Genomic DNA, 25,831 nt, shown 5'->3' with positions numbered 1-25,831 from the left:
ACTGGTGTGAAATTCGCGTACGGGAGGACCCTCACTTGAGCCGCCGTGCGATTCGTGGCGACATGCGGGGCCCCGGGGGTTGGGTCAGGGCCCGGGCCACGCAGGATATCCTGTCAGGGGGAGTCTTTCCGTCCCCACAGGATGCGCCGGAGGAGGCGGATGTCCGCGACCGACACGACCGTGGCCCTTCCGCTCCCGGATTCGCTCCTGGCCGCGCTCGAAGAGGCCGAGCGAGAGCACCCCGAGGCCTGCATGGTGCTGCGCGCCGTGCGCTCCGACGTCGGCGCCATCATCGACTTCGAGTGGCTGTGGGCGAACCCCGCCGCCGCGCGCGCGCTGGGCCATGACGCGGAGTTCCTGCGCGGACGGCGCCTGGGCGAGGTGTCCGCGCCGGACGGGCTGGCGGACCGCATGGACGTCCTGCGCCAGGTGGTGGAGTCCGGCCGGCCGCGCGCGGACAACTTCGCCGAAGGGGAGGTCTGGCTGCAGAGCACCGCCGTGCCCCTGCGCGACGGGGTGCTGGTGCGGCTGCGCGACGTCACCAGCGCCCAGCGGATGGAGGAGGGGCTGCGCGACACGCTGGACTGGGTGCGCGACGTGCTGGAGAGCATGCCGGACGCCTTCTTCACCGTGGATACGGACTGGCGCATCACCTACGTGAACCGCAAGGCCGCCGCGCTCACCGGACACACCCAGGAGACGCTCTTCCGCCGCGTGCTGTGGGAGGCGTGCCCGGAGATGTGCGGCACGCCCATGGAGCGCGCGCTGCGCGAGGTGGCCACGGAGGAGGGCTACCGCCTCTTCGAGCTGCGCACCGCGCGGGAGCGCTGGCACGAGGTGCACACCTGGTCGAGCGGCCGCAACATCTCCGCCTACGCGCGCGACGTCACCGACAAGAAGCGCGTCCAGGCGGAGCGCGACGCGCTGCTCGCCCGCGAGCACTCCGGCCGGCTGGAGGCGGAGGCCCTGGCCCAGCGCCGCACGCACGAGCTGATGGCCGCGCGGGAGCGGCTGGTGCAGTCGGAGAAGCTGGCCATGGCGGGCCAGCTCGCCGCGGGCGTGGGCCACGAAATCAACAACCCCCTGTCCTACGTCGCCGGCAACCTCCAGTTCGCGGTGGAGCAGCTCACGGCGCTGGCCCGCCGCGCCGGCGCCGGCCCCGCGGTGCAGGCGTCGCTGGGCGAGGCGCTGGAGGCCCTGCGCGAGGCGCGCGAGGGGGCCGAGCGCATCCGCGTCATCGTGCGCGACCTCCAGACCTTCGCCCGCGCGGACGAGCTGCGCCTGTCCCCGGTGGACGTGCACACGGCGCTGGAGTTCGGCATCTCCCTGGCGATGACCCACCTGCGCAGCCGCGCCCAGGTGGAGCGCTGCTTCGGGCAGGTGCCCCAGGCGCTGGCCCACGAAGCGCGCCTGGGCCAGGTGTTCCTGCACCTGCTCATCAACGCCGCGCACGCCATCCCCACCGGCGACTTCGAAGGTCACCGGGTGACGGTCACCACCCGCCGCGAGGGCGCGTGGGTGCTGGTGGAGGTGTCCGACACCGGCCTGGGCATGACGCCGGAGGTGCTCCAGCGCGCCTTCGAGCCGTTCTTCACCACGCGCCCGCTGGGCGAGGGCACCGGGCTGGGGCTGTCCATCTGCCTGGGCCTCGTGCGCAGCATGCACGGGGAGCTCACCGCCACCAGCATCCCGGGCATGGGCAGCACCTTCCAGGTGCGGCTGCCCGTGGCGGAGGCCTCCGTGCAGCCCCAGGTCCCCGCGGTGCGCGAGGCGGACGGGCCCCGGCGCAAGCGCGTGCTGGTGGTGGACGACGAGCCGCAGCTCACCGCCGTGCTGCGGCGGATGCTCGGCCGGCAGCACGACGTGGTGGTGGCCCACAGCGGCCGGGAGGCCCTGGCGCTGCTGGAGCAGGACGACGCCTTCGACCGCGTCTTCTGCGACCTGATGATGGCGGACCTGACCGGGATGGACGTGCACGCGGAGCTGTCGCGGCGCAGGCCGGAGCTGCTGTCGCGCTTCGTGTTCATGACGGGCGGCAGCTTCACCGAGCGCGCCCGCACGTTCCTCCAGGCCGTGCCCCTGCCGCGCATCGACAAGCCCTTCGAGCCGGGCCTGCTGCTCGCGCTCGTGGACTCCTCGCCTCCGCGCCCGGGGTCGTCGTCCGGCACCCCGCGCGCGAAGGCAGGTCAGGCAGGCCCCTGAAGGGGGGACTACAGCTTCGCTTCCTCGCGCTCCGGCCGGGTGATGTACGCGGTGCTCGGGTTCGCCGGGTCCGCCAGCTTCTGCAGCAGCTTGTCCATGCCATTGGAGCGCGAGAAGGCCATCTCGTTCTTCGTCACGCCCACCAGCGTGAGCAGCTCCACCTGGCCGCTGGGCAGGGTGAAGTGGCTGGGGCGCGTGGCGTCCTTCACGAACACGAAGCCCGAAAGCTTCGTCTCACCGCCGGTGAGGGTGCCGTCCACCGGGTAGCGGTGGCCCATGGCGAACAGCCGGGCGCACACGAGGTTGTAGGCCATCATGTCCAGGAGGCGCAGCACGGGCCAGCGCTCCTCCTCGGGCGTGTGGATGACCATCTCGTAGCCCAGGCCGCTGCGCGCATCGTCCGCCAGCTCCTCGCCGGGCGACACCGTGAAGGGGTTTGACAGGCCGCTCGTGACGTAGGTCCAGTAGGGGTGCTCGGTGCTGGGGGGCGCAACGCGCACGCCCATGGGGAGCCAGTTCGGATCCAACGCCTGACCCTGCGCCAGCTCGCTCTCCAGCCACCCCTCCAGCACGCCGGTACCTTCCAGGAGGTCGACTTCCTCGCGGATGGTGCCGAACAGCTTCGGGTACTCCACCTCGTCACGGTCGGCCCAGCAGTCTTCGTACCACTGGATGAAGTCTTCCTCTGTCTCCGGGACTTTCATGGGGGCGGACTCTAGAGGTTCACCCCGATTTCACAACTTCAACCGAGCGCCGTCGTCATCCGGCCGGTGGGCTGGCGGACAGACGCTCGGGGTTCCCACGACTTCCGGTGCGGGTTCAGGTTCCGGTGGACCCGGGGGCGACGGGGGGCGCGGGGTTCCACGGCTTGAGGCCGCAGATGCGCTCGGCCTCCTCCACCGCGGGCGTCAGGCGCTGGCGCTCCATGCGCAGGAAGCCCCGCACGGCCTTGTCCAGGCGCTTGTCGAAAATCAGGTGGGCGCTGTGCACGGCGGTGGGCTCGAAGCCGCGGGACACCTTGTGCTCGCCGCCCGCGCCGGGCTCGAACACCTTGCGGCCCGTCTGGATGCAGTCGTCCACGGACTGGTACAGGCAGACATTGAAGTGCAGGAAGGGGTGCTCCTCCGTGCAGCCCCAGTAGCGGCCGTAGAGCCGCTCCGGGGTGACCAGGTTGAAGGCGCCCGCGATGACGTGGCCGTCCCTCACCGCCTCCACCAGCTCCACGGACTGGGGCAGGTGCTGGAACACGCGGTCGAAGAAGCCCGGGGTGAGCTGCACCTGGCCCCAGGCGTGGCGCTCGCAGGTGGAGGTATAGAAGGTGTACGCGCGCTTCGCGTGCTCCGGGCCCAGGTCCGCGCCCCGCACGGTGCGCAGCTGGATGCCCTGGGTGGCCGCGGCGGCGCGCTCGCGCTTGAGCTGGTGGCGGCGCTTGGAGTCGAAGCGCGCCAGGTAGTCGTCGTAGCTTTGATAGCCGGGGTTCTTCCAGTGGAACTGGAGGGTGATGCGGCGCGCGAGCCCGGCCTCCTCCAGGAAGTCCGCCTCCTCGTCGGTGGGGTAGAGGACGTGCACCCCGGAGCACCCCGCGTCCTCGGCGCTGGCCACCGCTGCTTCCAGGAGCGCGCGGCGCAGGGCGGGGGCGTCCTCGCCCGGGGCGATGAGGAAGCGCGGCACGGTGGCGGGGGACAGGGGGCCGCCCACGAGCAGCTTGGGGTAGTACTCCACGCCCAGCTGGGCGGCGGCGTTGGCCCAGCCGAAGTCGTAGATGTATTCGCCCATGCTGTGGAACTTGAGGTAGGCGGGCGCGGCCGCGACCAGCGTCTTGCCCCGCCACAGCGTCAGGTGGTGCGGGGCCCAGCCGGTGTCCTCGGTGGCGCTGCCGCTCTCCTCCATGGCGGACAGCCACGCATGGCGCACGAAGGGCGGCGCACCGGGGGCGACGAGCGCGTCCCACCGCGCGGCCGGGACGTCGTGGATGGCATCGAGGATGCGGACCTGGAGCGGGGTGTCGACGGGCACGGAGGCAGTCTTAACGCGAGCCCCGGCCCTTCGCTTTCGTCCGTTCCGCCGGCCGGCGTCCGGGGGAGGGGGCGTGGGCCGCCTGCCGGGTCAGGAGGCCTTCTTGCGGCGGACTTCCTGGGTCCGGGCGGTGAGCACCCGGTGCAGGTTGTCTTCAATCCAGGTGGTCAGGCCCTTAACGTGCTCGGCGACCTCCTGGCCCAGGGGGGTGAGGCTGTAGTCCACATGGGGGGGAATCACCGGGTGGGCCTCGCGCAGCACGAAGCCATCCTGCTCCAGGGCCTGGAGCGTCTGGGCGAGCATCTTCTCGCTCACCCCGCCCACCTTGCGGCGCAGCTCGCTGAAGCGGTGGGTGCCCTCCTCCCGCAGCGCGATGAGCACCAGCACGCCCCAGCGGCTGGTGAGGTGCTCCAGCACCCCGCGCGACGGACACACGGCCGCGTACAGGTCCCCCCGCTGCTTCACCTTCGCCAGCAGTGCGCTGCCCTTGCTTGCCTTCATGGTTGACACTTACCACAAGGTGCGTACTTACGGAAAGTGAGTACCCCCGTTAGGGTAAGTGCCAGTCCGAATCCACGCGCACGGCGCGGGAAGAAAGAGGCACGGGTCATGATCGTCGTCACTGGAGCCACGGGGAAGCTGGGGCGGTTCGTCGTCGAGGGGCTCTTGAAGAAGGTGCCCGCGAACCAGGTCGCGGTGGCGGTGCGGGACCCGGACAAGGCGAAGGACCTGGCAGCGCGCGGGGTGCAGGTGCGCCGGGTGGACTACAGCCAGCCGGGGACCCTGGACGGGGCGTTCGCGAAGGGGGACACGGTGCTGCTCATCTCCGCGAACGAGGTGGGCAAGCGCTTCCCGCAGCACTCGGCGGTGATTGACGCGGCGAAGAAGGCGGGCGTGAAGCGGCTGGCGTACACGAGCATCCTGTCCGCGGACACGACGGGCATCGCGCTGGCGGCGGAGCACAAGGCCACCGAGGAGGCCCTCAGGGCTTCAGGGGTGCCGTTCACGTTCCTGCGCAATGGCTGGTACTTCGAGAACTACACGGAGAACCTGGCGCCGGCGCTGCAGTACGGCGTGGTGCAGGGCAGCGCGAAGGACGGCCGGGTGGCCCCGGCCAGCCGCGAGGACTACGCGGACGCGGCGGTGGCGGTGCTCACGGGCACGGGCCACGAGGGCCAGGTGTACGAACTGGCGGGGGACACGGCCTTCACGATGACGGAGTACGCGGCGGAGGTGTCGCGCCAGTCGGGCAAGGCGGTGGCGTACGTGGACCTGCCGGCGCCGGAGTACTCGGCCGCGCTGGTGAAGGTGGGGCTGCCGAAGCCGTACGCGGACATCCTGGCGGACGCGGACGCGGGGCTCGCGAAGGGTGAGCTGTTCAATGACAGCCACACGCTGAGCCGGCTCATCGGGCGGCCCACGACGAAGCTCGCGGAGGCGGTGGGCGCGGCGCTCAAGGCGCGCTGAGGTCGGAGCGTCCGCCGATCTCCGGGAAGCGCTCGTAGGCGCGCAGGAGCGCTTCCAGGTGGCTGGGGTTGTCGAGGTCGAGCGGCGCCTCCGTGAGGCGCACGACCCATCCTCCCGTGGGGGTGCGCCGCGAGCGTGACAGCAGCTCCGCGTCGCGCGCCGGGTCCGGGAAACCGAGGGTCCGGACGGTGGCGGCGGACCAGTAGTTCAGCCACCCGAGGTAGTAGGGGATCTCCGGCGAGCGGATGTCCTCGCAAAGCTTGAGCGCTGGCAACCCGCGCGGGGGGGCTGGCGGCCCTGCGGGTCCGCCAGCTTTGACAGTGCGGGCTGTCTGAAGCGCGATCTCCATGGACGCGTTGCCGGGGGTCATCCGCCCCCAGTGAGCGTGCGCACCCTCCGCCACGGCTTCCAGCACGGCCTCCGCCGAGGCAAGGGTCGTGGCATCCAGGGGCAACTCCGCCTGCACGTCGAGCTGTGTCTGGCCACCCGGTGCCGCACTGGCCCAGAGCTTGAGTCCGGAGAGCGTCACGAAGTGGCTTTCGTCGCCGTTGCAAAGAAGCCGAAACGCCCGGTCTTCCTGCGGCTCCAGGACCCAGGCGTCGCGCTGGGGCAGCGGGATGAACTGCCCTTCGTCTGAAATGGTCCACGCAAGCCGCAGGCCGGGCAGCGCGTGTTCCATGCCGTGGACCACCGCCAGGGGACGCGTGTCTCCGTCCACGAGCCAGGGCGCGTAGACCTTCAAGCGAAGTGTGTCGTTCGGGGCAACCATCTTCAGCACCAGTCCATGAGGACGACAGTGAGGTCGTCGGCAGCTTCGCGCAGCGCGGTCAGATGCTTGCTGCTTCGCACTCCGACATGGAAGCCGTACCCGCACGCCTTTGCTAAGTCGCGTTCGCGCCGCAGCTCTACTACCTGCTTGTCGATCACGATTCTTCGAAGAGCGGGCGTGTACGAGTCGAAGTTGTCGGTCTTGATCTCCCACAGGATGCGGGCCGCGGATTGCACCGCGTCGAAGCGCTTGCCGTTGATCAGGACATCGAACCCGCTCATGCCGTTCTGGGGAACCCTGTCGGCGCACTGGTTGTGCAGGACGTCGCCTCCCAGGTGCGGCACTCTCTCGGGGATGCACTTCGGGTCGCCGTTCGGAGTAACAGGGACGGGCGGTCTCCGGTTCGCGCCGACCCCCTGCGCTTCGGGATCCGGATGGGCCCGGGGATCCACCATGACGGTCACCGGAGGCGTCAGCCCCATGGGCGCCGGCATCAACACGGGCTTCGGTCCCGCGAGGGGCGCCACCCAGGGCACCGCCACCTGATGCAGCGGCCTCTGCTCCGTCGTCGAGCAGGCGCAGAGCATCACCAGGAGCAGGCCACATGTCCGGAACGTCATTTCCCGGGGAGTGTGGCAGTGCACCTCCCAGGGGCGCCAGCGCCAACCGCTTCCAGCAGGGCCGGCACCAGGCCCCCGGAAACGACAACGGGGGAGCAGTCCTGACGGACGGCTCCCCCGCGTGACTTCAACTTCAGGACCTCAGGCCGTCTGCGCCCCGCCACCGCTGGCGCGCGCCACCTCGCGCGGCTCCGGGTACACCGCGCGCTGGGGCGTGGTGATGCGGATGACGCCCAGCTTCGACAGCACGCGCATCACCTGCCACGTGGGGTCGATTTCGAAGGCGCGCGCCGCGAAGTTCGGGCTCGCGCCGAACTTGTGGTGGTTGTTCTGGAACAGCTCGCCCATGCACAGCACGTCCACCGGCAGCGTGTTGCGCGAGTGGTCGCTGCCCTTGAAGTTGCGGTAGCCGTACTTGTGCCCGCACCAGTTCACGATGGCGCCGTGCACCGGCCCCATCACGAAGTGCACCGGCAACAGCAGGAACATCCAGGGCGACGTCGCGAACGCCACGTAGAACGCCGTGTACAGGCCCACCCACACCAGCGGCGCCCACCAGGACTGGCCCAGCGTCTTGTCCACGAGCGGCCACTCCGGGTATCCGCCCTCGAAGCGCGGCTCCGGCGTCACCGTGCCCTTCACGAAGCCGTCGTAGCGCTTCTTCGTGTGCAGCATCATCCGCAGCGCGTCCTTGAAGAAGTGCGGAGAGTGCGGGTCCTTCTCCGTGTCGGAGAAGGCGTGGTGCTCGCGGTGCAGGATGGCGTACGCCTTCGGCGACAGGTACGACGAGCCCTGCACCAGATAGGTGAGCAGGTGCATCACCTTCTCCGTGCGCGGACCCATGCTGTACATGCGGTGCGCCGCGTAGCGGTGCTGGAAGAAGCTCTGGAAGAAGACGCAGAGCAGCCAGTGACTGATGAAGAAGATGACGATGGCCATGACTCTCCCGTGCTGTCAGACCAGGGGTAACACCGCGGCTGTCACGGCAATGTCAGCGCGCTCCATGACGGCGGCAGGCTCCAGCACTTCCGGGCCGTTCCGGGACGAACGACACCGGGCATCCCGCCCCTGGGCGTGTCCGCTGACGGATAGGCGCGGTGCGGCAAAGGACGTTGCGGCCCGCCCCCAAAGGGGGGCAGAACGGCACGCGGCGCGTCACCCGGGGCATGGATCATCCCCAGTCAGGAGCACACACCGTGGAGCGGGCAGCCCTCGTCGGCCTGGACAAGCAGCACGTCTGGCACCCCTACACCGCCATGGCCCAGTACATCGCGGACACCGACCCGCTGGTGGTCGTCCGCGCGGAGGGCGTCTACCTCCATGACGCCGACGGTCGGCGCTACCTGGACGCCAACGGCTCCTGGTGGGTGTCCACCCTGGGACACCGCCACCCCCGCCTGGTGCGCGCCCTCACCGACCAGCTCGGCTGCCTGGCCCACGCCTCGCTCGCGGGCGTGACGCACGGGCCCGCCGCCCTGCTGGCCTCGGAGCTGGCCGCGCTGGCCCCCGGCGCGGACCGCGCGGACGTGCCGGCGCAGGAGAAGCTGTCGCGCGTCTTCTATTCGGACAACGGCAGCACCGCGGTGGAGGTGGCCATCAAGATGGCCGCGCAGTACTGGGCGCAGAACGGCCGGCCCCGCCGCACCCGCTTCATCACCCTGTCCGGCGCCTTCCACGGTGAGACGCTGGGCGCCACCAGCGTGGGCGGCGTCTCCGAGTTCCGTGACGTGTTCGGCCCGCTCCTCTTCGACGTGGTGCACGTCCCATCCCCCGCGGAGCCCGGCGGCCACGCGCGCGCGCTGGAGCAGCTGCGCGCGGCGCTCCAGGCGGATCCGGACGGCATCGCCGGCGTCATCCTGGAGCCCGTCATCCAGGGCGCGGTGGGCATGTGGATGTCGTCGCCGGACTTCGTGCGCGAGGTGCGCAAGGCCACCCGCGACGTGGACACCTTCCTCATCGCGGACGAGGTCTTCACCGGCCTGGGCCGCACCGGCGCGCGCTTCGCGGTGGACCTGGCGGAGGTGGTGCCGGACCTGCTGTGCCTGGCCAAGGCGCTGAGCGGGGGCCTGCTGCCCTTCGGCGCCACGCTCGCGTCCGAGCGCATCTTCGCGGGCTTCCTGGGGGCGAAGGACCGGGCGCTCTATTACGGGCACTCCTACTGCGGCAACCCGCTGGGCGCGGCGGTGGCGCGCGAGGTGCTGGCCGTGTACCGGGACGAGGACGTGCTGGGCCAGGTGCAGCGCAAGGCGCCCCGCGTGAAGGCCGCCTTCGAGCGCATGGCCGCCACCCTCCCCGGACTCGTGCGCCCGCGCGCGGTGGGCATGGTGGGCGCGCTGGACCTGGGCGGCGGGGGCTACTTCGCGAACAGCGGCTGGCGCGTGTACGAAGCCGCGCGCCGCCGGGGCTTGTACCTGCGCCCGCTGGGCGACACCGTCTACATCGCGCCCGCGCTCAACATCCCGGACGCGGACCTGGACGTGCTGCTCGCTGGCGTGGAGGACAGCCTGCGCGAGGTGGCCTCGGGCTGAGGCCCACCGGGAGAGGCGGAGGGGCGGAGCGCTGCGTCCGCTCCCGCCGGTCGGCGCGTGCCTGGAAGCCCCTCGCCGCCTCCCTATGTCGTGCGGCGGGCGGCGTGCGCATTCGTTGATTCAGGCGCTGTGTCGTCGCCAGCCCATCCAGGAGGGAATTCCCATGACCGTCGAAACCCAACGCCCGCGTCCGACGAGCGGCACGGGTCCACCCCCCGGGCTGACGCCGGACAGCGTGGAGCCCTTCCGGGCGCGGCTGCGGGGCGCGCTCCTCCAGCCGGGGGACGCTGGCTACGAGGAGGCCTGCCAGCTGTACAACGCGATGATCCACAAGCACCCGGCCATGGTCATCAAGTGCGCGGACGTGGCGGACGTCATCGCCTCCGTGAACTTCGCCCGGGAGCGGAAGCTGGAGCTGTCCGTGCGCGGCGGCGGACACAACGGCGGCGGCCTGGGGCTGTGCGACGGCGGGCTGGCCATCGACCTGTCGGACATGCGGGGCGTGCGGGTGGACCCCGAGGCCCGCACGGTGCGGGTCGCGGGCGGGGCCGTCTGGGCGGACGTGGACCACGCCACCCATGCCTTCGGGCTCGCCGTGCCCTCCGGCATCATCTCCACCACGGGGGTGGGCGGACTGACGCTGGGGGGCGGCATGGGCCACCTCACGCGCCGCTTCGGCCTCACCATCGACAACCTGCTCGCCGTGGACATGGTGCTCGCCGACGGCCGGCTCGTCACCGCCAGCGCGGAGAAGTACCCGGACCTGTTCTGGGCGGTGCGCGGCGGGGGCGGCAACTTCGGCGTGGTGACCTCGTTCCTCTTCCGGGGCTGTCCGGTGGACACCGTCATCGCCGGCCCCACGCTCTGGCCCCTGGACCGCGCGGCGGAGGTGATGCGCTGGTACCGCGAATTCCTGCCGGCCGCGCCCGAGGAACTCAACGGCTTCTTCGCCTTCATGACCGTGCCGCCCGCGCCCCCCTTCCCGGAGGAGCTCCACCTGAAGAAGGTGTGCGGCGTGGTGTGGTGCTACAGCGGGGACCCCGCCAAGGCGGACGCGCTGTTCGCGCCCGTGCAGGCGCTCAAGCCCGCGCTGCATGGGGTACAGCCCATGCCCTACCCCCTGTTGCAGACCGCATTCGACGCGCTCTACCCGCCGGGGCTGCAATGGTATTGGCGCGCGGACTTCGTGCGCGAGCTGAGCGACGAAGCCATCGCGCGCCACCTGGAGTTCGCCGAGCGCCTCCCGTCGATGCAGTCCACCATGCACCTGTACCCCGTGGACGGGGCGGCGCACCGGGTGGGCGCGAAGGACACGGCCTTCAGCTACCGCGACGCCCGCTGGTCGGAGGTCATCGTCGGCGTGGATCCCTCGCCGGAGCGGGCGGCGGAGGTCACCGCCTGGACGAAGGCCTACTACGACGCGCTGCACCCCTACTCGGCGGGCGGCGCCTACGTGAACTTCATGATGGAGGAGGGCCAGGAGCGCGTGCAGGCGACCTACCGCGACAACCACGCGGGGCTGGTGGAGGTGAAGAACCGCTACGACCCCACCAACCTCTTCCACTGGAACCAGAACATCCGGCCCGACGTGGAGAAGCCCCCTCAGGTCGCGCACTGAGGCAGGCCGCGCTCAGGCCTGCGCGTGGGGCTTGAGCGGCAGCTCGATGGTGAAGGTGGCGCCGCGGCCCGCGTCGCTGTCCAGGCGCAGCTGGCCGTGGTGGCCCTGGACGATTTGACTCGCGATGAAGAGCCCCAGCCCCAGGCCGTGCACGGAGCGGGGCGGGCCTCCGCGCTCGAAGCGCTCGAAGACGCGGGCCTGGTGTTCGCGGGCGATGCCGGGCCCGGAGTCCGCGACGCGGATGGCCAGCTGGCCGTCGTGCCGGGCGACCTCGACGCGGATGGGCTGACCGGGCGCGTACTTGATGGCGTTGGACACCAGGTTCACCAGCACCTGCTCCATGCGCGAGCGGTCCCACCACACGCGCGCGCCGGACTCCACCCGCAGCTCCACCGCGCAGCGGGCCTGGTGGAGCTGCTCGTGGAAGGACTCGAGCACCTCCCGCACCAGCTCCACCGGGTCGCTCTCCTCCAGGTGGAAGTCCAGCTTGCCGGCCTGGATGCGGGAGACGTCCAGCAGCTCGTCCACCAGCCGCGCCAGCCGCTCCACCTGCCGCAGCGCCGTGTCCATGGCGACCTTCAGCTTCTCGGGCGTGGGCGGCTCGGCGCGCTGGGAGGACAAGCGGCGGCGCGTCACCTCCAGGTGCAGCAGCAGCGCGGTGACGGGCGTCTTCAGCTCGTGCGACGCCACGCCCAGGAAGGTGTCCCGCGAGGTGAGGGCGTTGCGCAGGTCCTGCGTGAGGGCCTCCAGGCGCTGGCGCGCGCGGACCTGTTCGCTGACCTCCTGCACGGCGACGAGCAGCCCCAGGATGTGGCCCTCGCTGTCGCGCTGCGGGTGGATGTCCACGTCCGCCAGCAGCTCCTTCAGCCCGCCCCGGCCGTCCGGCTGCCGCACCGGCACTTCGCGGCCCACGAAGGGCTGGCCCGTGTGGAAGACGCCCTCCAGGCACTGGAGCAGGACGCCGTGGCCCCCTTCCGGCTGGGCGTCGCGGGCCCGCTTGCCCAGCATGTCCCGGCCCATCAGGTCCGCGAACATGGGGTTGATGACCGTGAACACCAGCTCCGGGCCCGTCATCACGCACATGGCCGTGGGGGCCTGCATGAAGAAGTCGGAGAGCTGCTGGCGCGCGCGCCCCAACTGGAGCTGGCTGTCCACCCGCGCCTGCAACTCGCGCGCGGAGAAGGGCTTCACCAGGTAGTCGTCCGCGCCAGCCTGGAGGCCCTCGATGCGCGCCTCCTCGCCCGCGCGCGCGGACAGCAGGACGAAGGGGATGCCGCGCGTGCGCACGTCGTCGCGCAGCTTGCGCAGGAGCCCGAAGCCGTCCAGCCGGGGCATCATCACGTCGCTCAGGATGAGGTCCGGCTTGTCCCGGAGCGCCGCCTCGAAGGCCGCTTCGCCATCCGCCACCGTGCGCACGTCCCACTGCGGGGCCAGCAGGCTGCTCACGTACGCGCGCATGTCCGCGTTGTCGTCCGCCACGAGGATGCGGCCGCGCCCCGGCGGCAGCACGAGCCCCGCGCCCTGGTGTCCCAGCGCGGTGGTGGGCTCCACGCGCGGGGCCTGCTCCGGCACCGACGGGGGGATGGCGTCCGGCGCGTCCGGGAGCCACCGCAGCGCCTCCTCGCTGAAGGCCGACCCCAGCTTGCCCGCGTGGGCCTCCCCCCGCGCCTGATGGACGTGCTCAGGGGGCAGGTGCGCGCTGCCCAGGGGCAGCTCCACGAAGAAGGTGCTGCCCTCATCCTCCACGCTCTCCACGCCCAGCGTGCCGCCGTGCAGCTTCACCAACTCCTGGATGAGCGCCAGCCCGATGCCGGTGCCTTCGTGGGTGCGTCCCCGGGACGTCTCCACGCGGTGGAAGCGCTCGAACACGCGCGGCAGCTCCGCCTCCGGGATGCCCGTGCCGGTGTCACGCACGGTGAGCCGCACCCGGTCGCCCTCGCGCGAAAGCCGCACGGTGACGGCGCCCTGGAGCGTGAACTTGAAGGCGTTGGAGAGCAGGTTGAGGACAACCTTCTCCCACATGTCCCGGTCCACGTAGACGGGCTCGCCCACGTCCGCCACCTCGACGGTGTACGTCAGGCCTGCCTTCTCCATGGCGGAGCGGAAGACGCTGGTCAGGTCCTCGGTGAGCTGGCCCAGGTCCGTGGGGTGGAAGCTCGCCTTCACCCGCCCGGCCTCGATGCGGGAGAAGTCCAGCAGCGAGTTCACCAGCTTCAGCAGGCGCAGCGCGTTGCGGTGGGTGAGCTCCTGGCGCGCGCGCTGGGCCGGGGGCAGCGGGAAGGAGGTGTCCGTGAGCGACTCCTCCAGCGGGCCCAGGATGAGCGTGAGCGGCGTGCGGAACTCGTGGGACACGTTGGAGAAGAACGCCGTCTTCGCCCGGTCGATGGCGGCCAGCGCCTCCGCGCGCTGCGCCTCCGCTTCGTACGCGCGCACGTTCACCAGCGCGGTGGTGAACGTGCCCTGCAGCTGTTCGTAGAAGCCCCGGTAGGCGTCGTCCAGCGCGCGCCGGGGACTCACGCCCGCCACCAGGTAGCCGAAGGGCTCCGTCATGCCGGCGGGGATGAGCGGCAGCACGCGCGCGTGGACGGGCGGATCCTCATACGGGCCACACGTCACGCCCTCCAGCGGCGCGCGCGGGACGTCCACCGCGCGCGGCTCCGCCGTCGTGCTGGCCGCGAAGGGCCACGGCCCGTCCAGCCCCGCCTCCTCCGGACTCCACGCGCTGCCCGGGGGCAGGCCCATGGCGTTCACGAGCCGGACCCCGTCGCGGGCTTCGTCGCGGCGGTAGAACAGCAGGAAGGGCACGTCGAGCGCGGCGTCCGGGGGCAGCTGTGGCAGCGCGGCGCCAATGGCCTCCACCGTCTTCACCTTGCCCAGCAGGGCGGCCAGCTCGCGCAGGGTCTGCGTCCTGCGCGCGCTGAGCATCTTCTCCGTGACTTCGGTGATGGGGTGGAAGAGCCCGCCCACGCTGCCGGACTCGTCGCGGATGGGGCTGAAGGAGAAGGTCATGAAGGCCTCCTCCAGGTAGCCGTACCGGTCCAGGAGCATGCGCTGGTTCTCGATGTAGGAACCCGTGCCGGCGCCCGCCTTGTCGAACGCGCCCCCCACCACGGGCAGCGCCGTGGCCCAGCAGACGCGGAAGGGCTGCCCCATGGACTCTGGATGCTTGGCACCGCAAATAGGCCGGTAGCTGTCGTTGTAGATCTGCACGCGCTCCGGTCCCCACGCGATGAGGATGGGGAACGTGGAGGACAGGCACAGGCTGACGGTGGTGCGCAGGCTCTGCGGCCAGGTCTCCACCGGCCCCAGCGGCGTCCTGGACCAGTCCATGGCGCGGATGAGCTTGCCCATCTCGCCGCCTCCCGAAAGCCAGTCCATGGCCTCGGGGGAGGACGCCCCCATTCCGGGGCCGCCTTGCGTGGTGCTGTCCTGTTCCATGTCTCCTCGGGAAGTCTCAGGGGCCCGGCCGTCGCCTGGCGCGACGCGAGGCGGAGTGCTCCGGGGCAGGGCGGAGGAGCACGCTGTGTAGATACTGGAACCGTGAAGCCGCCGCCGCGACGCCGTGACGGGAGTGTGTGCTTGCCAGCTCCCACGCCGGGTGGGGCAGGGGGAGCGCCTGCCCGCGAGGCGTCACGCAGGGGCCCGGTCGTGCTGACGCCCGCGCACGTGGCGCACGCCGAGTACGACCAGCAGCGCGGCCACGCCCGCCAGCGCAATGAAGTGCTCCACCTGACCCACGCCCTTCGCCACGCGGTCCACGCTGGCGGAGCCCACGTAGCCCAGCGTCACCACGAGGGGGGAGCTCAGGCACAGCGCCAGGCCGTCCCAGAGGAGGAAGCGGCGCAGGGGCATGCCCTCCGCGGCGGCCATGGCGAACACCGGCACGCGCAGCACGGACAGGAAGCGGCCCACGAAGACGACGCGCGAGCCGTGCTTCGCGAACAGCGCCTGGACGCGTGCGCGGCGTTCAGGGGGAAACAGGCGGCGGGTGCGCGGGTGCGTGTACAGGGCCTGCCCCAGGCGCCGGCACATGAGGAAGAGCACGGTGTCGCCACACAGCACGCCCAGGAAGCACACGGCCATGGCCGCCGGCAGCGGCATCAGGCCCCGGTGCGCGAGCACGCCCGCGGCCAGCTGCACGAGGTCCTCCGGGAACGGCAACCCCAGCCCGCCAGCCACCAGCACCAGGAAGATGAGCGGTCCGGAGCCGTGGGTGAGCAGCAGCTGGAGGGGTGAGGCCATCAGGGCTCCAGGGTGACCGTCGCGGCGCGGCGCTCCTGACGGAAGAGGAGGACTTCCCGGATGATGATCTGCACCGCGGCCGCCACCGGCACCGCGACCACCGCGCCGACGATACCGGCCAGTTCCACACAGAAGAGGACGGCCAGCAGCGTGAGCAGCGGGTTGACGTGCACGGTGCGCTTGAAGACGAGCGGCGCCATCACGTTGCCCTCCAACTGCCCGTACAGGAGGAAGTAGACGAACACCGCCAGCGCCTTCCACATGCCGCCCGTCGCCAGCGTCAGCAGCGTGATGAAGCCGCCCGCGATGATGGGCCCCGCGTAGGGCACGAGGCTGGAGAAGCCGCTCGCGACCCCCAGGGGCAGGTAGAAGGGCAGGCCCAGCACCGCCAGCATGGTGGTGGTCAGCACGGCGTTGATGGCGCAGATGAGGGTGATGCCGGACAGGTAGCCGCCCGTCGCGGTGTAGATGTTGCGCAGCACGCGCACGTAGCGCAGGCGGTAGTCCGGACGCGCCAGGTCCAGCATGCGCCGCAGCAGGCCGCCGCCGAACACCAGCATGAACACCACCAGGAAGAAGACGGTGAGCACGCCGCCCAGCAGGCCCACCACGCCGCCAATGGCGCTCATGAGGAGCTCCGGCAGCGGGCCCGCGAGCGCCGGGGTGGCCTCCTCCAGGCGCTCGTTCCAGCCCAGGCTGTGCAGCCGCTCGTTGAGCGCGCGCAGGATGCCGGTGCCGCGCACCTGCCGCCACAGCTGCGGCCACTGCGTGACGAGCGCGTCCACCTGCGCCACCAGGTCCGGAATCACCAGCAGGCCCAGCGCGGACACCGCCACGAAGAGCGCCAGCAGCACCAGCGCGATGGCCATCCACCGCTTGAGGCCGCGCTTCTCCAGCCGCGACACGCCGTGCTCCAGCGACAGGGCGAGCAGCGCCGCGATGCCCGTGAGCGTGAGCGCCACGCGCGTCTTGACGACGAGCATCACCAGGATGATCACCCCCAGCACCGCGAAGCACACGGTGAACACCGTGCGGGGCGTGACCTGGGAACGCAGCTCCAGCCTGACCTCGGGTTCAGCCACCGTTCGCGCTCCCCAACGGCGGCCACCATGCACGGGCCCCGTGTCCTGCGGATGCGACATCCCGCGCCCGACGGCAACCGTCGTCGTCCGCCAAGTGTGTGCGCCGGGGTCGCATCCGGTTCAGGTGTCCGGCGGCTGACATCCGGCGCCGCCGGTGGCCGTTCGCGGGAGGCAATCGCGGCGGGCCCGGTTCGTCCTCCGCACAGCCGGAAATCCCGGCCCGTCCTTCCCCCGAAGGCGGGATGCGCGTCCGCAAGCCGACGGCCGTGCCGCCCTGCGTCCAGCAGCGGACGGGCGGGGACGTCAAGGGAAGCAGGGACTGCATGCTTTGCCGGGCCGGCGCGTCAGACCGGGATGGGAACCTTCGTGGGGAGGGGACCTTCGCGGGATGGGAGAGGACACCATGAAGAAGATGGGTGAGCAGGAGCTGGACGGGATGCGGCGGGAGGCTCGCGAGACGGAGGCCCGGTGGCGGATGCTGGCGGCGAAGCTGACGGAGCTGGGCGGCGAGGCGATGGACGCGCAGCTGCTGGTGACGTTCCGGGGCGCGCGAGACGCGGGGGCGGTGCCGCCGGACGCGGGATTTTTCCTGGTGGCGCACATCCTCACGGCGATGGCGGACGAGGCCATCGCGGAGGATCCGCGCGTGCGGATGCGGGCCGGGGAGCTGGACGCGATGGAGCGCGAGTACGGCCTCACGGGGGAGGGCTGGCCGGAGGGCGACATCCCTCCGGAGGACTGGGAGGCGCTCTGCGTGGAGTACGAGCGGGCGTGTGACGAAGCGCGCGCGGCGTTCTTCCGCGCCTATGGCGAAGAGGAGATGGCGCGGCTGTACCTGGACCAGCGCGTCACCTTCCACCACCGCTTCGAGAGCGGGCGGCGCTTCTTCCACGGGCTGCCCATGCTGCCGGAGCTGCTCCACTGACGGACGGCGCTGCCCGCGCGGGCCCCTTCCGCCGGGGTCCGCTACACTTCGCCGCGGTCCTTCGCGGAGGCGGTTGATGCGAGCGGGAAGCCTGGGTCTGGTGGTGGGGTGCCTGGTGTGGAGCGCGGTGGCGTCCGGTGCGGCGCCGGCGGTGCCCGCGCGTCCGGAGGCGGGCGCGGTCTACGACGCGCTCCAGCGCATGGTGCGCGTGCAGCAGGTGGCGCTGTCGCCGGACGGCGCGCGCGTGGCCTGGGTGGAGTCGGTGCCGCCGAAGCCGGGCGCGGCCTCGGAGGCCACGCGGCTCCAGGTGCTGGAGCGGGCGCATCCGGAGCGGGCCCCCTTGCGCATCACCGCGTCGCCGGACGGCGCGCCGTGCGCGGAGGGGTCGCTGGCGTGGAGTCCGGACGGCAAGCGGCTCGCGTTCCTGTCCACGGCGTGCGAGGGCCCGTCGCGGCAGCTCTACGTGGCGGACGCGACCGGGACGTCCGTGCCCGCGCGCCGGCTCACGACGGTGAAGGGCGTGGTGGCCACGCCGAAGTGGTCGCCGGACGGGAAGTCGGTGGGGGTGCTCGTCATCGACGGCGCGGAGGACGCGCAGGGGCCGCTGGGGCCGGCGGCGCGTGAGACGGGCGTGGTGCGGGCGTCCGCGCCGGTGAAGCGCTTCGCGGTGGTGGCGGTGGAGGACGCGCGGCTGCGCTTCGCGTCGCCCGCGAGCCTGTTCGTCCACGAGTACGCGTGGAGTCCGGACGGGGCCCGCGTGGCGCTCACGGCCTCGCCGCCGCCGGGGGACGCGAACTGGTGGATTGCCCGCGTGTACGCGGTGGAGGCGGCGACGGGGGAGACGTCGCTGTTGCATGTGCCCCGCTGGCAGGTGGCGGAGCCGACGTGGAGCCCGGATGGGAAGCAGCTCGCGTTCATTGAAGGGCTGATGAGCGACGAGGGCAACACGGGCGGAGACGTGTGGGCGGTGTCGGTGCCGGAGCGGCTGGCGGCGAAGGTGCGGCCCGGGGAGAAGGCGGCGCTGCCGGCGCGGGTGCCTCCCGCGCGCAACCTGACGGACGGGATGAAGGCCACCGCCACGGACCTGTTCTGGCCGACGCCGGAGCGGCTGGTGTTCGCGGCGCAGGTGCTGGGCGAGTCCGCGCTGCTGGCGGCGTCAACGACGCCCGGGGAGCCCACGGTGTTGTGGAAGGGCCCGGAGCACCTGATGGTGTCGCTGGGGCGCGACGGCGTGACGAGCGCGGTGGTGCGCGACACCTTCACCCAGCCGCCGGAGGTGTGGACGGGGCCCGTGGGGGCGTGGACGCAGGCGACGCGGCTCAACGCGGACATGCGCGTGGCGGTGGGGGACGTGCGCAGCGTGACGTGGACGAGCGACGGGCGGCGGGTGCAGGGCTGGCTGGTGCTGCCTCCAGGCTCGGCTCCAGGCTCGGTGGACGTGAAGGGCCGCAAGGTGCCCATGGTGACGGTGGTGCACGGCGGGCCGGCGGCGGGCGTCACGCCCGCGTTCAACCCGCAGACGGTGCTGCTGTCCGCGCGGGGGTACGCGGTGTTCCTGCCCAACCCGCGCGGCAGCTACGGCCAGGGAGAGGCGTTCGTGCAGGCGAACCGCCGCGACTTCGGCCACGGCGACTTCCGCGACGTGCTGTCCGGCGTGGACGCGGTGCTGGCCTCCGCGCCGGTGGACCCCGCGCGCCAGGGCATCACGGGGTGGAGCTACGGCGGCTTCCTGACGATGTGGGCGGTGACGCAGACGCAGCGCTTCCAGGCGGCGGTGGCGGGCGCGGGCATCGCGAACTGGCAGAGCTACTACGGCACGAACCACATCGACACGTGGATGCTGCCGTACTTCGGCGCGTCCGTGTACGACGAGCCGGAGGTGTACACGCGCTCGTCGCCCATCAACGCGGTGAAGCAGGTGCGCACGCCCACGCTGGTGCTGCACGGCGAGCGGGACGTGGAGGTGCCCGCGTCGCAGGGCTATGAGTTCCACAAGGCGCTGAAGGCGCTGGGGGTGAAGACCCAGCTCGTCATCTACGCGGACGAGGGCCACGGCTTGCGCAAGCCCGAACACAAGAAGGACCGGCTGCTGCGCACCCTGGACTGGTTCGACGCGAACCTGGCGCCGGTGCCACCGCCACCGGCGCCGAAGGTGCGGGCTCCAGCGCGTTAGGGGGCTCCAGGCGCCGGGGGCGCGGGAGTGGGGGGCTTCAACGCGGGCTCCCACCGCACGGGACCGAGCATGAGCGAGCCCGGGGGCTCCTTCGAGGTAGGGCTCGGGCGGAGGGCGCGGCCCCGGGTGTCGAGGGCCAGCGGCTCGTCCTCGACGTCGCCCAGCACCTGTCCCGCGCGCAGGTCGATGAGCTTGCCCATGATGATCCCCGTGTCGCCCGCCCAGGCTTGGAAATAGCTTCCTGACCCGCTCACGACGCTGTCCTTCCCCGTCTCCGCGTTCCACAACCGCAGTCGATGGGTCCACTGGCGATCAGGCGCCGTGGGCTTGATGCTCTCCTTCAGCAGCGCCCACGCCCCGACGAAGGCCACCGGCTCCTGGTTGAGCAGGGACTGCGCGGTGTGTCGCTTCATGTCGACGACGAGGTACTCCCCTGTGCTGGGCTGGGTCTTGGATTCGACCTCAAGGGAGACGAGCCTCCCATCGCGTCCGGAGTCGCTGCCAGACGATTCCAGGGCCTGCATGGACGTCCGCCAGCCAAGAGGCTGATGGATGCTGGCGCCGTGCAGCTCCAGGGGAATCAGGTCCTGCTTCGTATCGCAGGCGACCAGGAGCTGCCGGCGCTCCGCGTCCGCATGGACCACCATCCCGGCGCAGCCCGCGGGGACCCAGGTCTCCTTCCGGCCATCCGCGTGTTCAAAGAAGATGGACTGGTCCGGAGCCCGGCGGAGCATGCCCTCACCCAGGGGCTGGACGACGTCGCCTTGCTGGAGGAGGGGGCCTCCTTCCACCCGGCGGAGGCGGCGCACGGGCCTGTCGCCCTGCCATCCGTAGGACGAACTGGACCTGACGGGGCCCCGGCACATCGCGGAGGCGAGCGTGGTCTTCTGCTGGGGCCACGTCTGCTTCCCGTCGCCGTCCGTGTCCTCCACCACGTCGAACACGGCCCAGTGTCCTGAAGGATCCAGCAGGACCTGCCCGATGAGTCCCTTGCCCGCGTCGAGCACGCGCTCGGTCCCCTGGCGCAGGTCGCGCACGACCGCGACGGACGTCTCTCCCTGGGGACGGAGGAAGAGGAGCCGCTGGCCGTCCTGGGAAAAGCTGGCGCGGGAGGTCGGCCGGGGGCTCGTCGTATCGGGCGTCACCCCCGAAGCCAGCACCTTCTGTTCGCGGGTCTCCACGTCGAAGAGGGCGAGCGTGGCGTCGCGAACCAGGACGAGGAAGCGCCCCGTGGGATCCACCGCGACGAGTTCGTCGATGGGGATGCCCGCACCGGGCTCCAGGAAGAGGTACGGGCGCAGCGCGTCGCCGGAGGTGTGGCCGTGGTGGCCGAAGGTGACCTTGATGTGTCCATCGCCGTCGGTGTCCTCTCGCGCCTGACAGGCCAGGAGCCAACGTCCGTCCTGCGCGGAGTCCATGAACAGGAACGGATGGGCGGTGCCGTAATCGCCGGAGGGGGACGCGTCCTCCACGGGGGGCGCGGGAGACGCGCGGGAGGATGCCTCCCCGGTCTCGGAAGGCTCGGAGGACGCCGGACGCGACGCGGGTCCACGGGATGCGCACGCGGACAGCATCACGGCGAAGAGGAGGGGATGAAGGCGCATGCCATCAGCGTCGTCGATGCGATGCTAGGCAGGCAAGCTGCCCCCTGCCTGCCTCTCAGGGCCCGCCGCGCAGCCCAGGCTCGGGAGCGGCCACGAGCGAGGTGAGCACGTGGTCGCGCCACCTGCCGTCGAGCAGCAGGAAGTCCCGCGCGTAGCCCTCCACGACGAAGCCCAGGCGGCGCAACACCGCGGCGCTGCGCAGGTTCTCCGGCAGGTGGCTGGCCTGGACGCGGTGCAGGCCCATGGCGCCGAAGGCATAATCACAGACGGCCTGGAGGGCCTCGGTCATCAGGCCCTTGCCTTCGTGGCGGTGGTCCAGCCCGTAGCCGATGTCCGCCGCCTGGAGGGGACCCCGCCGGATGTGCGTGAGCGCGACGCTGCCCAGCACGGGGGACAGGGAGATGGGCTGGCCCCGGGGCAGCAGGAACACGCGCAGGGACATGTCGTGACGGAAGTCCTCGCGGTCCTGCGCCAGGCGCGTGCGCCAGTAGGCGGTGGAGAAGAAGGTCGCCGGGCGATCCGGAGACACCGGCCCCAGGTGCTGCTTGTTCTCCAGTTGGTACGTGAGCACGCGCTCCGCCGCGTCGGGGGGCAGCAGCATGAGGTGGAGGCGCTCGGTGGTGAGCAGAAGGGGCGACTTGTCGGTCGACATGGCGGGGCCGGACTTCATCTCACCTCAAAGCTAGCGGCGGAGGGGGACTGCCGCCGCTGTGAATCAGGCGCGGTCAGGACTCGCTGTTGCCGCTCATGACCGCACTTTCGTGCAGCTTCTTGAAGGTTTCGTTGCGGTTCGCGGAGTGCACCAGTGCATCCAGTTCCGTGGGCCCAACGGCGACGACCAGGTGGTCATCCTTGCGGAAGGTGGCGGAGCGGCTGTGGAAGCCCTCGGTGAAGCCCCCCGCGGCGACGAAGAAGCCCAGGCGGCAGCGTCCACCCCGGTTCACCAGCTTGTCGCGGAAGATGATCAGCTCGCCGGGCCCTACGTGTTTCGACCAGTTCTTGCACTCGACGAGGATGTAGGAGCTGCGCTCGCCGGCCCAGAACGGGTCCTGGGATTCGTTGCGGATGATGATGTCGATCTCCTCATCCGCACTGGTCCGGTTGGTGCTGGTGTTCATCAGCCCGGGAACGGTTTTGAAGAGGAGGACGAGCAGTTCTTCCAGCAGGCGTCCCTTCCGGTTGCCGTTCGTTTCGGTCCGGCAGGCGTTCCACAACCCCCGGATTTCCTCTTCCCGCTGCGCGTCGCTGAGGGAGGCGAGCCTCCGCTCCCGCACGGCTTCGGAGGCATTGCGCACTTTGATGCGGAGCATCATGGGGAGGGTGGGGAGCTTCTCCAGGTAGTCGTAGGCGCCGTCCTTGAAGGCCCGCTCGATCATCTTCTCGTCGGCGTAGGCGGTCGCGACGATGACCTTCGCGCCCGTGGGGACGATCTCCGCGATGAGGTCGATGCCGGAGTCGCTTCCGGCGGAGCCCTGGAGGCGTTGGTCGAGCACGACCACGTCCCAGGTGGACTCCTGGAGCTTCGCCTGAGCGCTCTTGCGGTCGGCGGCCCAGTCGATGCGATAGCCCTCGGGGACCAGGATGTCCTGGTAGGTCTCGAAGAAGGCCCGCTCGTCATCAACGATCAGCACGTTGCCCGGAGGAATCATCGTGGGGTCCTCTCTGCCACAGGCAGTCGCATCCGGAAACGGGCACCACCATCGGGCTTGTCCACGCAGGCGATTTTTCCACGCAGTTCGATTTCGACCACCTCCTTGACCAGGGCCAGACCCTCGCCCGCGCCTCCAGAGCGCAGGGAGATGCCGCGCTGGAAGATGCGCTCGCGGTCCGCTGCGGGAATGCCGGGGCCGTCGTCGTCCACGGTCAGGAGGATGTTCCGGTTGTTGTCCTCCAGGACGCTCTCGATGAGGACCTGCTGGGCTCCCGCCTGCTCGGCGTTTCGCAGCAGGTTGACGATGGCGAGGACGAAGCGCTCCCGGTATCCGGAGAGCGCGGGAAGGTCGGTAGTGCCTTTCAGGTGGATGCGCAACGGTGTGGAGAGGCTAGACACTGCGTCCGCGAGAGACCGGAGGAGGTCGAAGGCTTCGGGAACCCGGGAGACCAATTCAGAGGTCTTGAGCAGGTCAGTCACGAACTTGAGCGCCCGGTCGATGCCTGGATCAATGCGAGGCCGGAACCGCTCAAGCGCGGCTTCGCTTTGGCTTCCCACGATTGAACTGTAGAGCGACCCCAATGCGATCCGGGCGGGAATCAAGGCGTTCCTGATTTCGTGGACGACGAGCCGCGCCTGCCGAGCGGTGGCCACAGCCGAGGAATCGAAGTTGGAACCCAAGCCACCTTGCTTTCCATCCCGATCCAATGCGGCCATTGCCTCATCTTGACTGAGTGTGGCGGCCAGTACGGAGAATGGACTTCCATTGGGCGCGAGCAACTCTTCGAGGATGCGCTTCCCGTTTGGAAGAAGGCGGTAGCCAAAGGAGTCTCCGCCGTATTCACCGTCGTCCAGAACGGTGAGGATTCCCAGCTTGCCAAGGCGACGAATGATTCTCCAGTGGTAGAGTGGTTCGTAATCCCAAGCCTCGGTGGACAGCTCCTCTTCTGGGGTCATCAGGAGGTGTTCGGCGGTGCTTCGGCTCAGACGCCAGACGTCTGTCGGCCCTGTCGACTGAGCCATTTCTATGTGTAGAAGCCAATGAATGGCGTCCCGGCCCGTGAGGGACAGGAAAACGTCACCGATGGGGGCAAGTTCAATGCCACCGTGCTTCGCTCGAGCAGCTCGGATTTCCAAGGCATAGTCTGGAGTTTCGCTGTCTTGGGCACGCTGTGGAGCCATGACGGAATGCCAGGCAATGTTCGAGAGCCTGGCTAGCTCCAGGTCGCGGGCGAGTGTGGCGGCAGCTTCATTCAGGCCCAATTGACGCGCCAGCGCGATGCGGATGTGCTGTTTGATGACATCAGGTGGAGCTTCGTGAAGGAAATTCTCTTGTAGGAGTGTCGCGAGAGCGGCTGAGTAGCGCAGGGTCCGCTCATCTTTGCTCCAGGTTCTGTGTATGTCCGTAATATTGTTGAGATTTGTTTTGGGTTGTTCGAGGTCGAGGCGCTCCAGAAGTTCGATGAAGGTGGTGTGGACCCAGTTGGAGTCTGGGGTGAACGGAGCGGAAGAGGTCTTTCTGGCCGGCGCACTTCGAATCTTTTGAAGATATTCTTTTAAGTCCTCAAGGAAGTTCATGGGGCAGCAGCATCTCATTGATCCGGCGGGCCATGGCAATGCGATGGGGGCTCGTCGCGGCTGAGCCGCGACGAGCCCCCATCCTAACCCTGCCTCATCTCATCACTCCCCGTGGTCCTGCGGCTGCTCGGGCGCCTGCTGCCGTGCTCCGCTGCCGCCGGTGCCCTGCTCCGGGGCCGGGGCCTGGTGGTCGATGCCCGCGCCATGCGGCTCCGGCGCCGCGCCGCCGCCACCCGTGCCGCCGGGCGGCTGCGCGTTCTGGCCGCTCTCCTTGTCGCCTTCCGCGGGCGGCTGCGCGCCGCTGCCGCCCACGCCTCCGGAGCGCGACGGCTGCGCGCCCGCCACGTTGCGCTCCACCACGATCTCCACGCGGCGGTTGTTGGCGCGGCCCTCCGCCGTGGCGTTGCTGGCCACCGGCCGGTCCTCACCCATGCCCCGGATGTCGATGCGGTCGGCGGGCACGCCCTGGTTGATGAGGAAGTTGCGCACGCTCTGCGCGCGCCGCTCCGACAGCTGCTCGTTGTAGCCCTCCGTGCCGCGCGAGTCCGTGTGGCCCTCGATGAGGAGCGGGTTCTGGGACTCCTTGAGCGCCGTGGCCACGTCGGACAGCCGGTCGCGCGCCGCGGGCAGCAGGTCCGTCGCGTCCGTCGCGAAGAGCACGCTCCCGGACAACGTCACCACCGTGCCGCGCGCCTCCTCGCGCACCTTCACGTCCTTGTCCTGCAACTGCGTCAGGGCCTGGGCCGCGCGCTGCTCGGCCTGGAGCCGCGCCTGCCGCTCCGCCTCCAGTTGCTGCGTGCGCTGCTGGAGGTCCTGGTTGAGCTGGGCCATCCGCTGCGCCTCGGCCTCCTGCTGCTGCCGCGTCTGCGCATCCGCCGTGCGCATGCGCTCCATCTCCTGCTGACGCTGGGCCTCGAACTGCTGGCGCTGCTGCTCGTATTGCAGCCGCTGCTGCTCGTACCTGGCGCGCTCCTCCTCCTGCTGACGGGTGAGCGTCTGCGCGCGCGACTCCTGCTGCTGGCGCAGCTCCGCCTCCGCCACGGCCCGCTGCTGCGCGGCCAGGTCCGCCTGTCCCCGGGCCTCCGCGATCTCCGCCTTGCGCAGCGCCACGTACGCCAGCGACCGGGTCTTCACCGAACCCTGGCTCTCCACGTACTCGTTCTCCGCCTCCTGCAACGCGGCCCTCGCCGCCGCCACGTCCGCCGGGCGCTCGCGGCCTTCGGGGCTGCGCGCCACCTCGTGGTACGCGGAGCGGGCCGCGGTCAGCTCACTGGGCGGAGGACCATGGGCGCACCCCACCGTGAGCGCGGAGGCCCCGGCAAAAGCCAACCATCCAAATTTCCAACGCTGCATGAC

The 25,831-nt window shown here is 70.6% G+C and carries 20 protein-coding genes; 6 read left to right on the top strand and 14 right to left on the bottom strand.

Annotated features, from left to right (window positions below; all coding sequences use genetic code 11):
* Positions 1–159: 159 nt before the first annotated feature.
* Positions 160–2,202 (top strand): ATP-binding protein, encoded by a 2,043-nt coding sequence (locus tag OV207_RS15875; protein ID WP_267556043.1) that lies wholly within the window; start codon positions 160–162, stop codon positions 2,200–2,202.
* A gap of 8 nt (positions 2,203–2,210) precedes the next feature.
* Here the strand turns inward: OV207_RS15875 and OV207_RS15870 are convergent, their stop codons facing one another.
* From OV207_RS15870 to OV207_RS15860, 3 genes are all read right to left on the bottom strand, one after another.
* On the bottom strand, positions 2,211–2,906 hold the full coding sequence (locus OV207_RS15870) for a suppressor of fused domain protein (RefSeq protein WP_267556042.1): 696 nt from the start codon (positions 2,904–2,906) through the stop codon (positions 2,211–2,213).
* A gap of 115 nt (positions 2,907–3,021) precedes the next feature.
* Positions 3,022–4,218, bottom strand: coding sequence for a GNAT family N-acetyltransferase (locus OV207_RS15865; protein ID WP_267556041.1), 1,197 nt, complete (start codon positions 4,216–4,218; stop codon positions 3,022–3,024).
* Positions 4,219–4,308: 90 nt separating this feature from the next.
* Entirely contained in the window at positions 4,309–4,719 is a 411-nt protein-coding gene (locus OV207_RS15860) for a winged helix-turn-helix transcriptional regulator (RefSeq protein ID WP_193349840.1), read from the bottom strand.
* Positions 4,720–4,827: 108 nt separating this feature from the next.
* Here OV207_RS15860 and OV207_RS15855 point away from each other — a divergent pair, with 108 nt between their 5' ends.
* The gene (locus tag OV207_RS15855) at positions 4,828–5,685 is read left to right on the top strand and encodes an SDR family oxidoreductase (protein ID WP_193349839.1); all 858 of its coding nucleotides are present in this window, start codon (positions 4,828–4,830) and stop codon (positions 5,683–5,685) included.
* On the opposite strand, the gene OV207_RS15850 is transcribed toward OV207_RS15855, so the two are convergent.
* The 3 genes from OV207_RS15850 to OV207_RS15840 form a co-directional block, all read right to left on the bottom strand.
* A complete protein-coding gene (locus OV207_RS15850; RefSeq protein WP_267556040.1) occupies positions 5,672–6,454 on the bottom strand; it encodes a DUF5953 family protein in 783 nt (260 codons plus the stop codon). The two genes, OV207_RS15855 and OV207_RS15850, sit on opposite strands and share 14 nt — an antisense overlap.
* Positions 6,455–6,456: 2 nt before the next feature.
* Positions 6,457–6,909, bottom strand: a complete 453-nt coding sequence (locus OV207_RS15845) for a DUF6310 domain-containing protein (protein WP_267556039.1) — start codon at positions 6,907–6,909, stop codon at positions 6,457–6,459.
* A gap of 306 nt (positions 6,910–7,215) precedes the next feature.
* The gene (locus tag OV207_RS15840; protein ID WP_193349837.1) at positions 7,216–8,013 is read right to left on the bottom strand and encodes an acyl-CoA desaturase; all 798 of its coding nucleotides are present in this window, start codon (positions 8,011–8,013) and stop codon (positions 7,216–7,218) included.
* A gap of 257 nt (positions 8,014–8,270) precedes the next feature.
* Here OV207_RS15840 and bioA point away from each other — a divergent pair, with 257 nt between their 5' ends.
* Entirely contained in the window at positions 8,271–9,602 is a 1,332-nt protein-coding gene (gene bioA, locus OV207_RS15835) for an adenosylmethionine--8-amino-7-oxononanoate transaminase (RefSeq protein ID WP_193349836.1), read from the top strand.
* Between the two features lie 163 nt (positions 9,603–9,765).
* Positions 9,766–11,220: an FAD-binding oxidoreductase gene (locus OV207_RS15830; protein ID WP_267556038.1), complete on the top strand. Its 1,455-nt coding sequence runs from the start codon at positions 9,766–9,768 to the stop codon at positions 11,218–11,220.
* A gap of 12 nt (positions 11,221–11,232) precedes the next feature.
* Here the strand turns inward: OV207_RS15830 and OV207_RS15825 are convergent, their stop codons facing one another.
* The 3 genes from OV207_RS15825 to OV207_RS15815 all read right to left on the bottom strand — a co-directional run bounded on the left by OV207_RS15825 (position 11,233) and on the right by OV207_RS15815 (position 16,544).
* Complete coding sequence (locus tag OV207_RS15825) at positions 11,233–14,658, bottom strand: ATP-binding protein (protein ID WP_267556037.1); 3,426 nt, start codon at positions 14,656–14,658, stop codon at positions 11,233–11,235.
* Positions 14,659–14,850: 192 nt separating this feature from the next.
* On the bottom strand, positions 14,851–15,462 hold the full coding sequence (locus OV207_RS15820) for a DedA family protein (protein WP_227027440.1): 612 nt from the start codon (positions 15,460–15,462) through the stop codon (positions 14,851–14,853).
* Complete coding sequence (locus tag OV207_RS15815; RefSeq protein ID WP_267556036.1) at positions 15,462–16,544, bottom strand: AI-2E family transporter; 1,083 nt, start codon at positions 16,542–16,544, stop codon at positions 15,462–15,464. Before OV207_RS15815 ends, OV207_RS15820 begins: the two co-directional genes overlap by 1 nt.
* Before the next feature lie 403 nt (positions 16,545–16,947).
* On the opposite strand from OV207_RS15815, the gene OV207_RS15810 reads away from it, so the two are divergent.
* The gene (locus OV207_RS15810; protein ID WP_193349832.1) at positions 16,948–17,469 is read left to right on the top strand and encodes a hypothetical protein; all 522 of its coding nucleotides are present in this window, start codon (positions 16,948–16,950) and stop codon (positions 17,467–17,469) included.
* Positions 17,470–17,545: 76 nt separating this feature from the next.
* A complete protein-coding gene (locus tag OV207_RS15805) occupies positions 17,546–19,642 on the top strand; it encodes a S9 family peptidase (RefSeq protein ID WP_267556035.1) in 2,097 nt (698 codons plus the stop codon).
* On the opposite strand, the gene OV207_RS15800 is transcribed toward OV207_RS15805, so the two are convergent.
* From OV207_RS15800 to OV207_RS15780, 5 genes are all read right to left on the bottom strand, one after another.
* Positions 19,639–21,246, bottom strand: coding sequence for a hypothetical protein (locus OV207_RS15800; RefSeq protein WP_267556034.1), 1,608 nt, complete (start codon positions 21,244–21,246; stop codon positions 19,639–19,641). The genes OV207_RS15805 and OV207_RS15800 overlap by 4 nt on opposite strands.
* Before the next feature lie 55 nt (positions 21,247–21,301).
* Positions 21,302–21,898: a GNAT family N-acetyltransferase gene (locus tag OV207_RS15795; RefSeq protein ID WP_227027439.1), complete on the bottom strand. Its 597-nt coding sequence runs from the start codon at positions 21,896–21,898 to the stop codon at positions 21,302–21,304.
* A 73-nt stretch (positions 21,899–21,971) separates the two neighbouring features.
* Positions 21,972–22,877: a response regulator gene (locus tag OV207_RS15790; protein ID WP_267556033.1), complete on the bottom strand. Its 906-nt coding sequence runs from the start codon at positions 22,875–22,877 to the stop codon at positions 21,972–21,974.
* A 14-nt stretch (positions 22,878–22,891) separates the two neighbouring features.
* On the bottom strand, positions 22,892–24,475 hold the full coding sequence (locus OV207_RS15785; RefSeq protein ID WP_267556032.1) for a sensor histidine kinase: 1,584 nt from the start codon (positions 24,473–24,475) through the stop codon (positions 22,892–22,894).
* 102 nt (positions 24,476–24,577) lie between these two features.
* Entirely contained in the window at positions 24,578–25,828 is a 1,251-nt protein-coding gene (locus OV207_RS15780) for an OmpA family protein (RefSeq protein ID WP_267556031.1), read from the bottom strand.
* Between the last annotated feature and the right edge of the window lie 3 nt (positions 25,829–25,831).

The sequence above is a fragment of the Corallococcus sp. BB11-1 genome (assembly GCF_026626625.1).
Classification (GTDB): domain Bacteria; phylum Myxococcota; class Myxococcia; order Myxococcales; family Myxococcaceae; genus Corallococcus; species Corallococcus soli.
The sequence above is the reverse complement of the archived record's forward strand: the minus strand, read 5'-3'. Positions and strand labels throughout refer to the sequence as shown.

Bases quoted from the DNA above. Each gene is read 5' to 3' on its own strand.
- OV207_RS15840 (WP_193349837.1), bottom strand. From the start codon at position 8,013: ATGGCCATCGTCATCTTCTTCATCAGTCACTGGCTGCTCTGCGTCTTC.
- OV207_RS15785 (WP_267556032.1), bottom strand. From the start codon at position 24,475: ATGAACTTCCTTGAGGACTTAAAAGAATATCTTCAAAAGATTCGAAGT.
- OV207_RS15855 (WP_193349839.1), top strand. From the start codon at position 4,828: ATGATCGTCGTCACTGGAGCCACGGGGAAGCTGGGGCGGTTCGTCGTC.
- OV207_RS15795 (WP_227027439.1), bottom strand. From the start codon at position 21,898: ATGTCGACCGACAAGTCGCCCCTTCTGCTCACCACCGAGCGCCTCCAC.
- OV207_RS15870 (WP_267556042.1), bottom strand. From the start codon at position 2,906: ATGAAAGTCCCGGAGACAGAGGAAGACTTCATCCAGTGGTACGAAGAC.
- OV207_RS15850 (WP_267556040.1), bottom strand. From the start codon at position 6,454: ATGGTTGCCCCGAACGACACACTTCGCTTGAAGGTCTACGCGCCCTGG.
- OV207_RS15800 (WP_267556034.1), bottom strand. From the start codon at position 21,246: ATGCGCCTTCATCCCCTCCTCTTCGCCGTGATGCTGTCCGCGTGCGCA.
- OV207_RS15845 (WP_267556039.1), bottom strand. From the start codon at position 6,909: ATGGTGGATCCCCGGGCCCATCCGGATCCCGAAGCGCAGGGGGTCGGC.
- OV207_RS15830 (WP_267556038.1), top strand. From the start codon at position 9,766: ATGACCGTCGAAACCCAACGCCCGCGTCCGACGAGCGGCACGGGTCCA.
- OV207_RS15875 (WP_267556043.1), top strand. From the start codon at position 160: ATGTCCGCGACCGACACGACCGTGGCCCTTCCGCTCCCGGATTCGCTC.
- OV207_RS15810 (WP_193349832.1), top strand. From the start codon at position 16,948: ATGAAGAAGATGGGTGAGCAGGAGCTGGACGGGATGCGGCGGGAGGCT.
- OV207_RS15860 (WP_193349840.1), bottom strand. From the start codon at position 4,719: ATGAAGGCAAGCAAGGGCAGCGCACTGCTGGCGAAGGTGAAGCAGCGG.
- OV207_RS15825 (WP_267556037.1), bottom strand. From the start codon at position 14,658: ATGGAACAGGACAGCACCACGCAAGGCGGCCCCGGAATGGGGGCGTCC.
- OV207_RS15805 (WP_267556035.1), top strand. From the start codon at position 17,546: ATGCGAGCGGGAAGCCTGGGTCTGGTGGTGGGGTGCCTGGTGTGGAGC.
- OV207_RS15780 (WP_267556031.1), bottom strand. From the start codon at position 25,828: ATGCAGCGTTGGAAATTTGGATGGTTGGCTTTTGCCGGGGCCTCCGCG.
- OV207_RS15820 (WP_227027440.1), bottom strand. From the start codon at position 15,462: ATGGCCTCACCCCTCCAGCTGCTGCTCACCCACGGCTCCGGACCGCTC.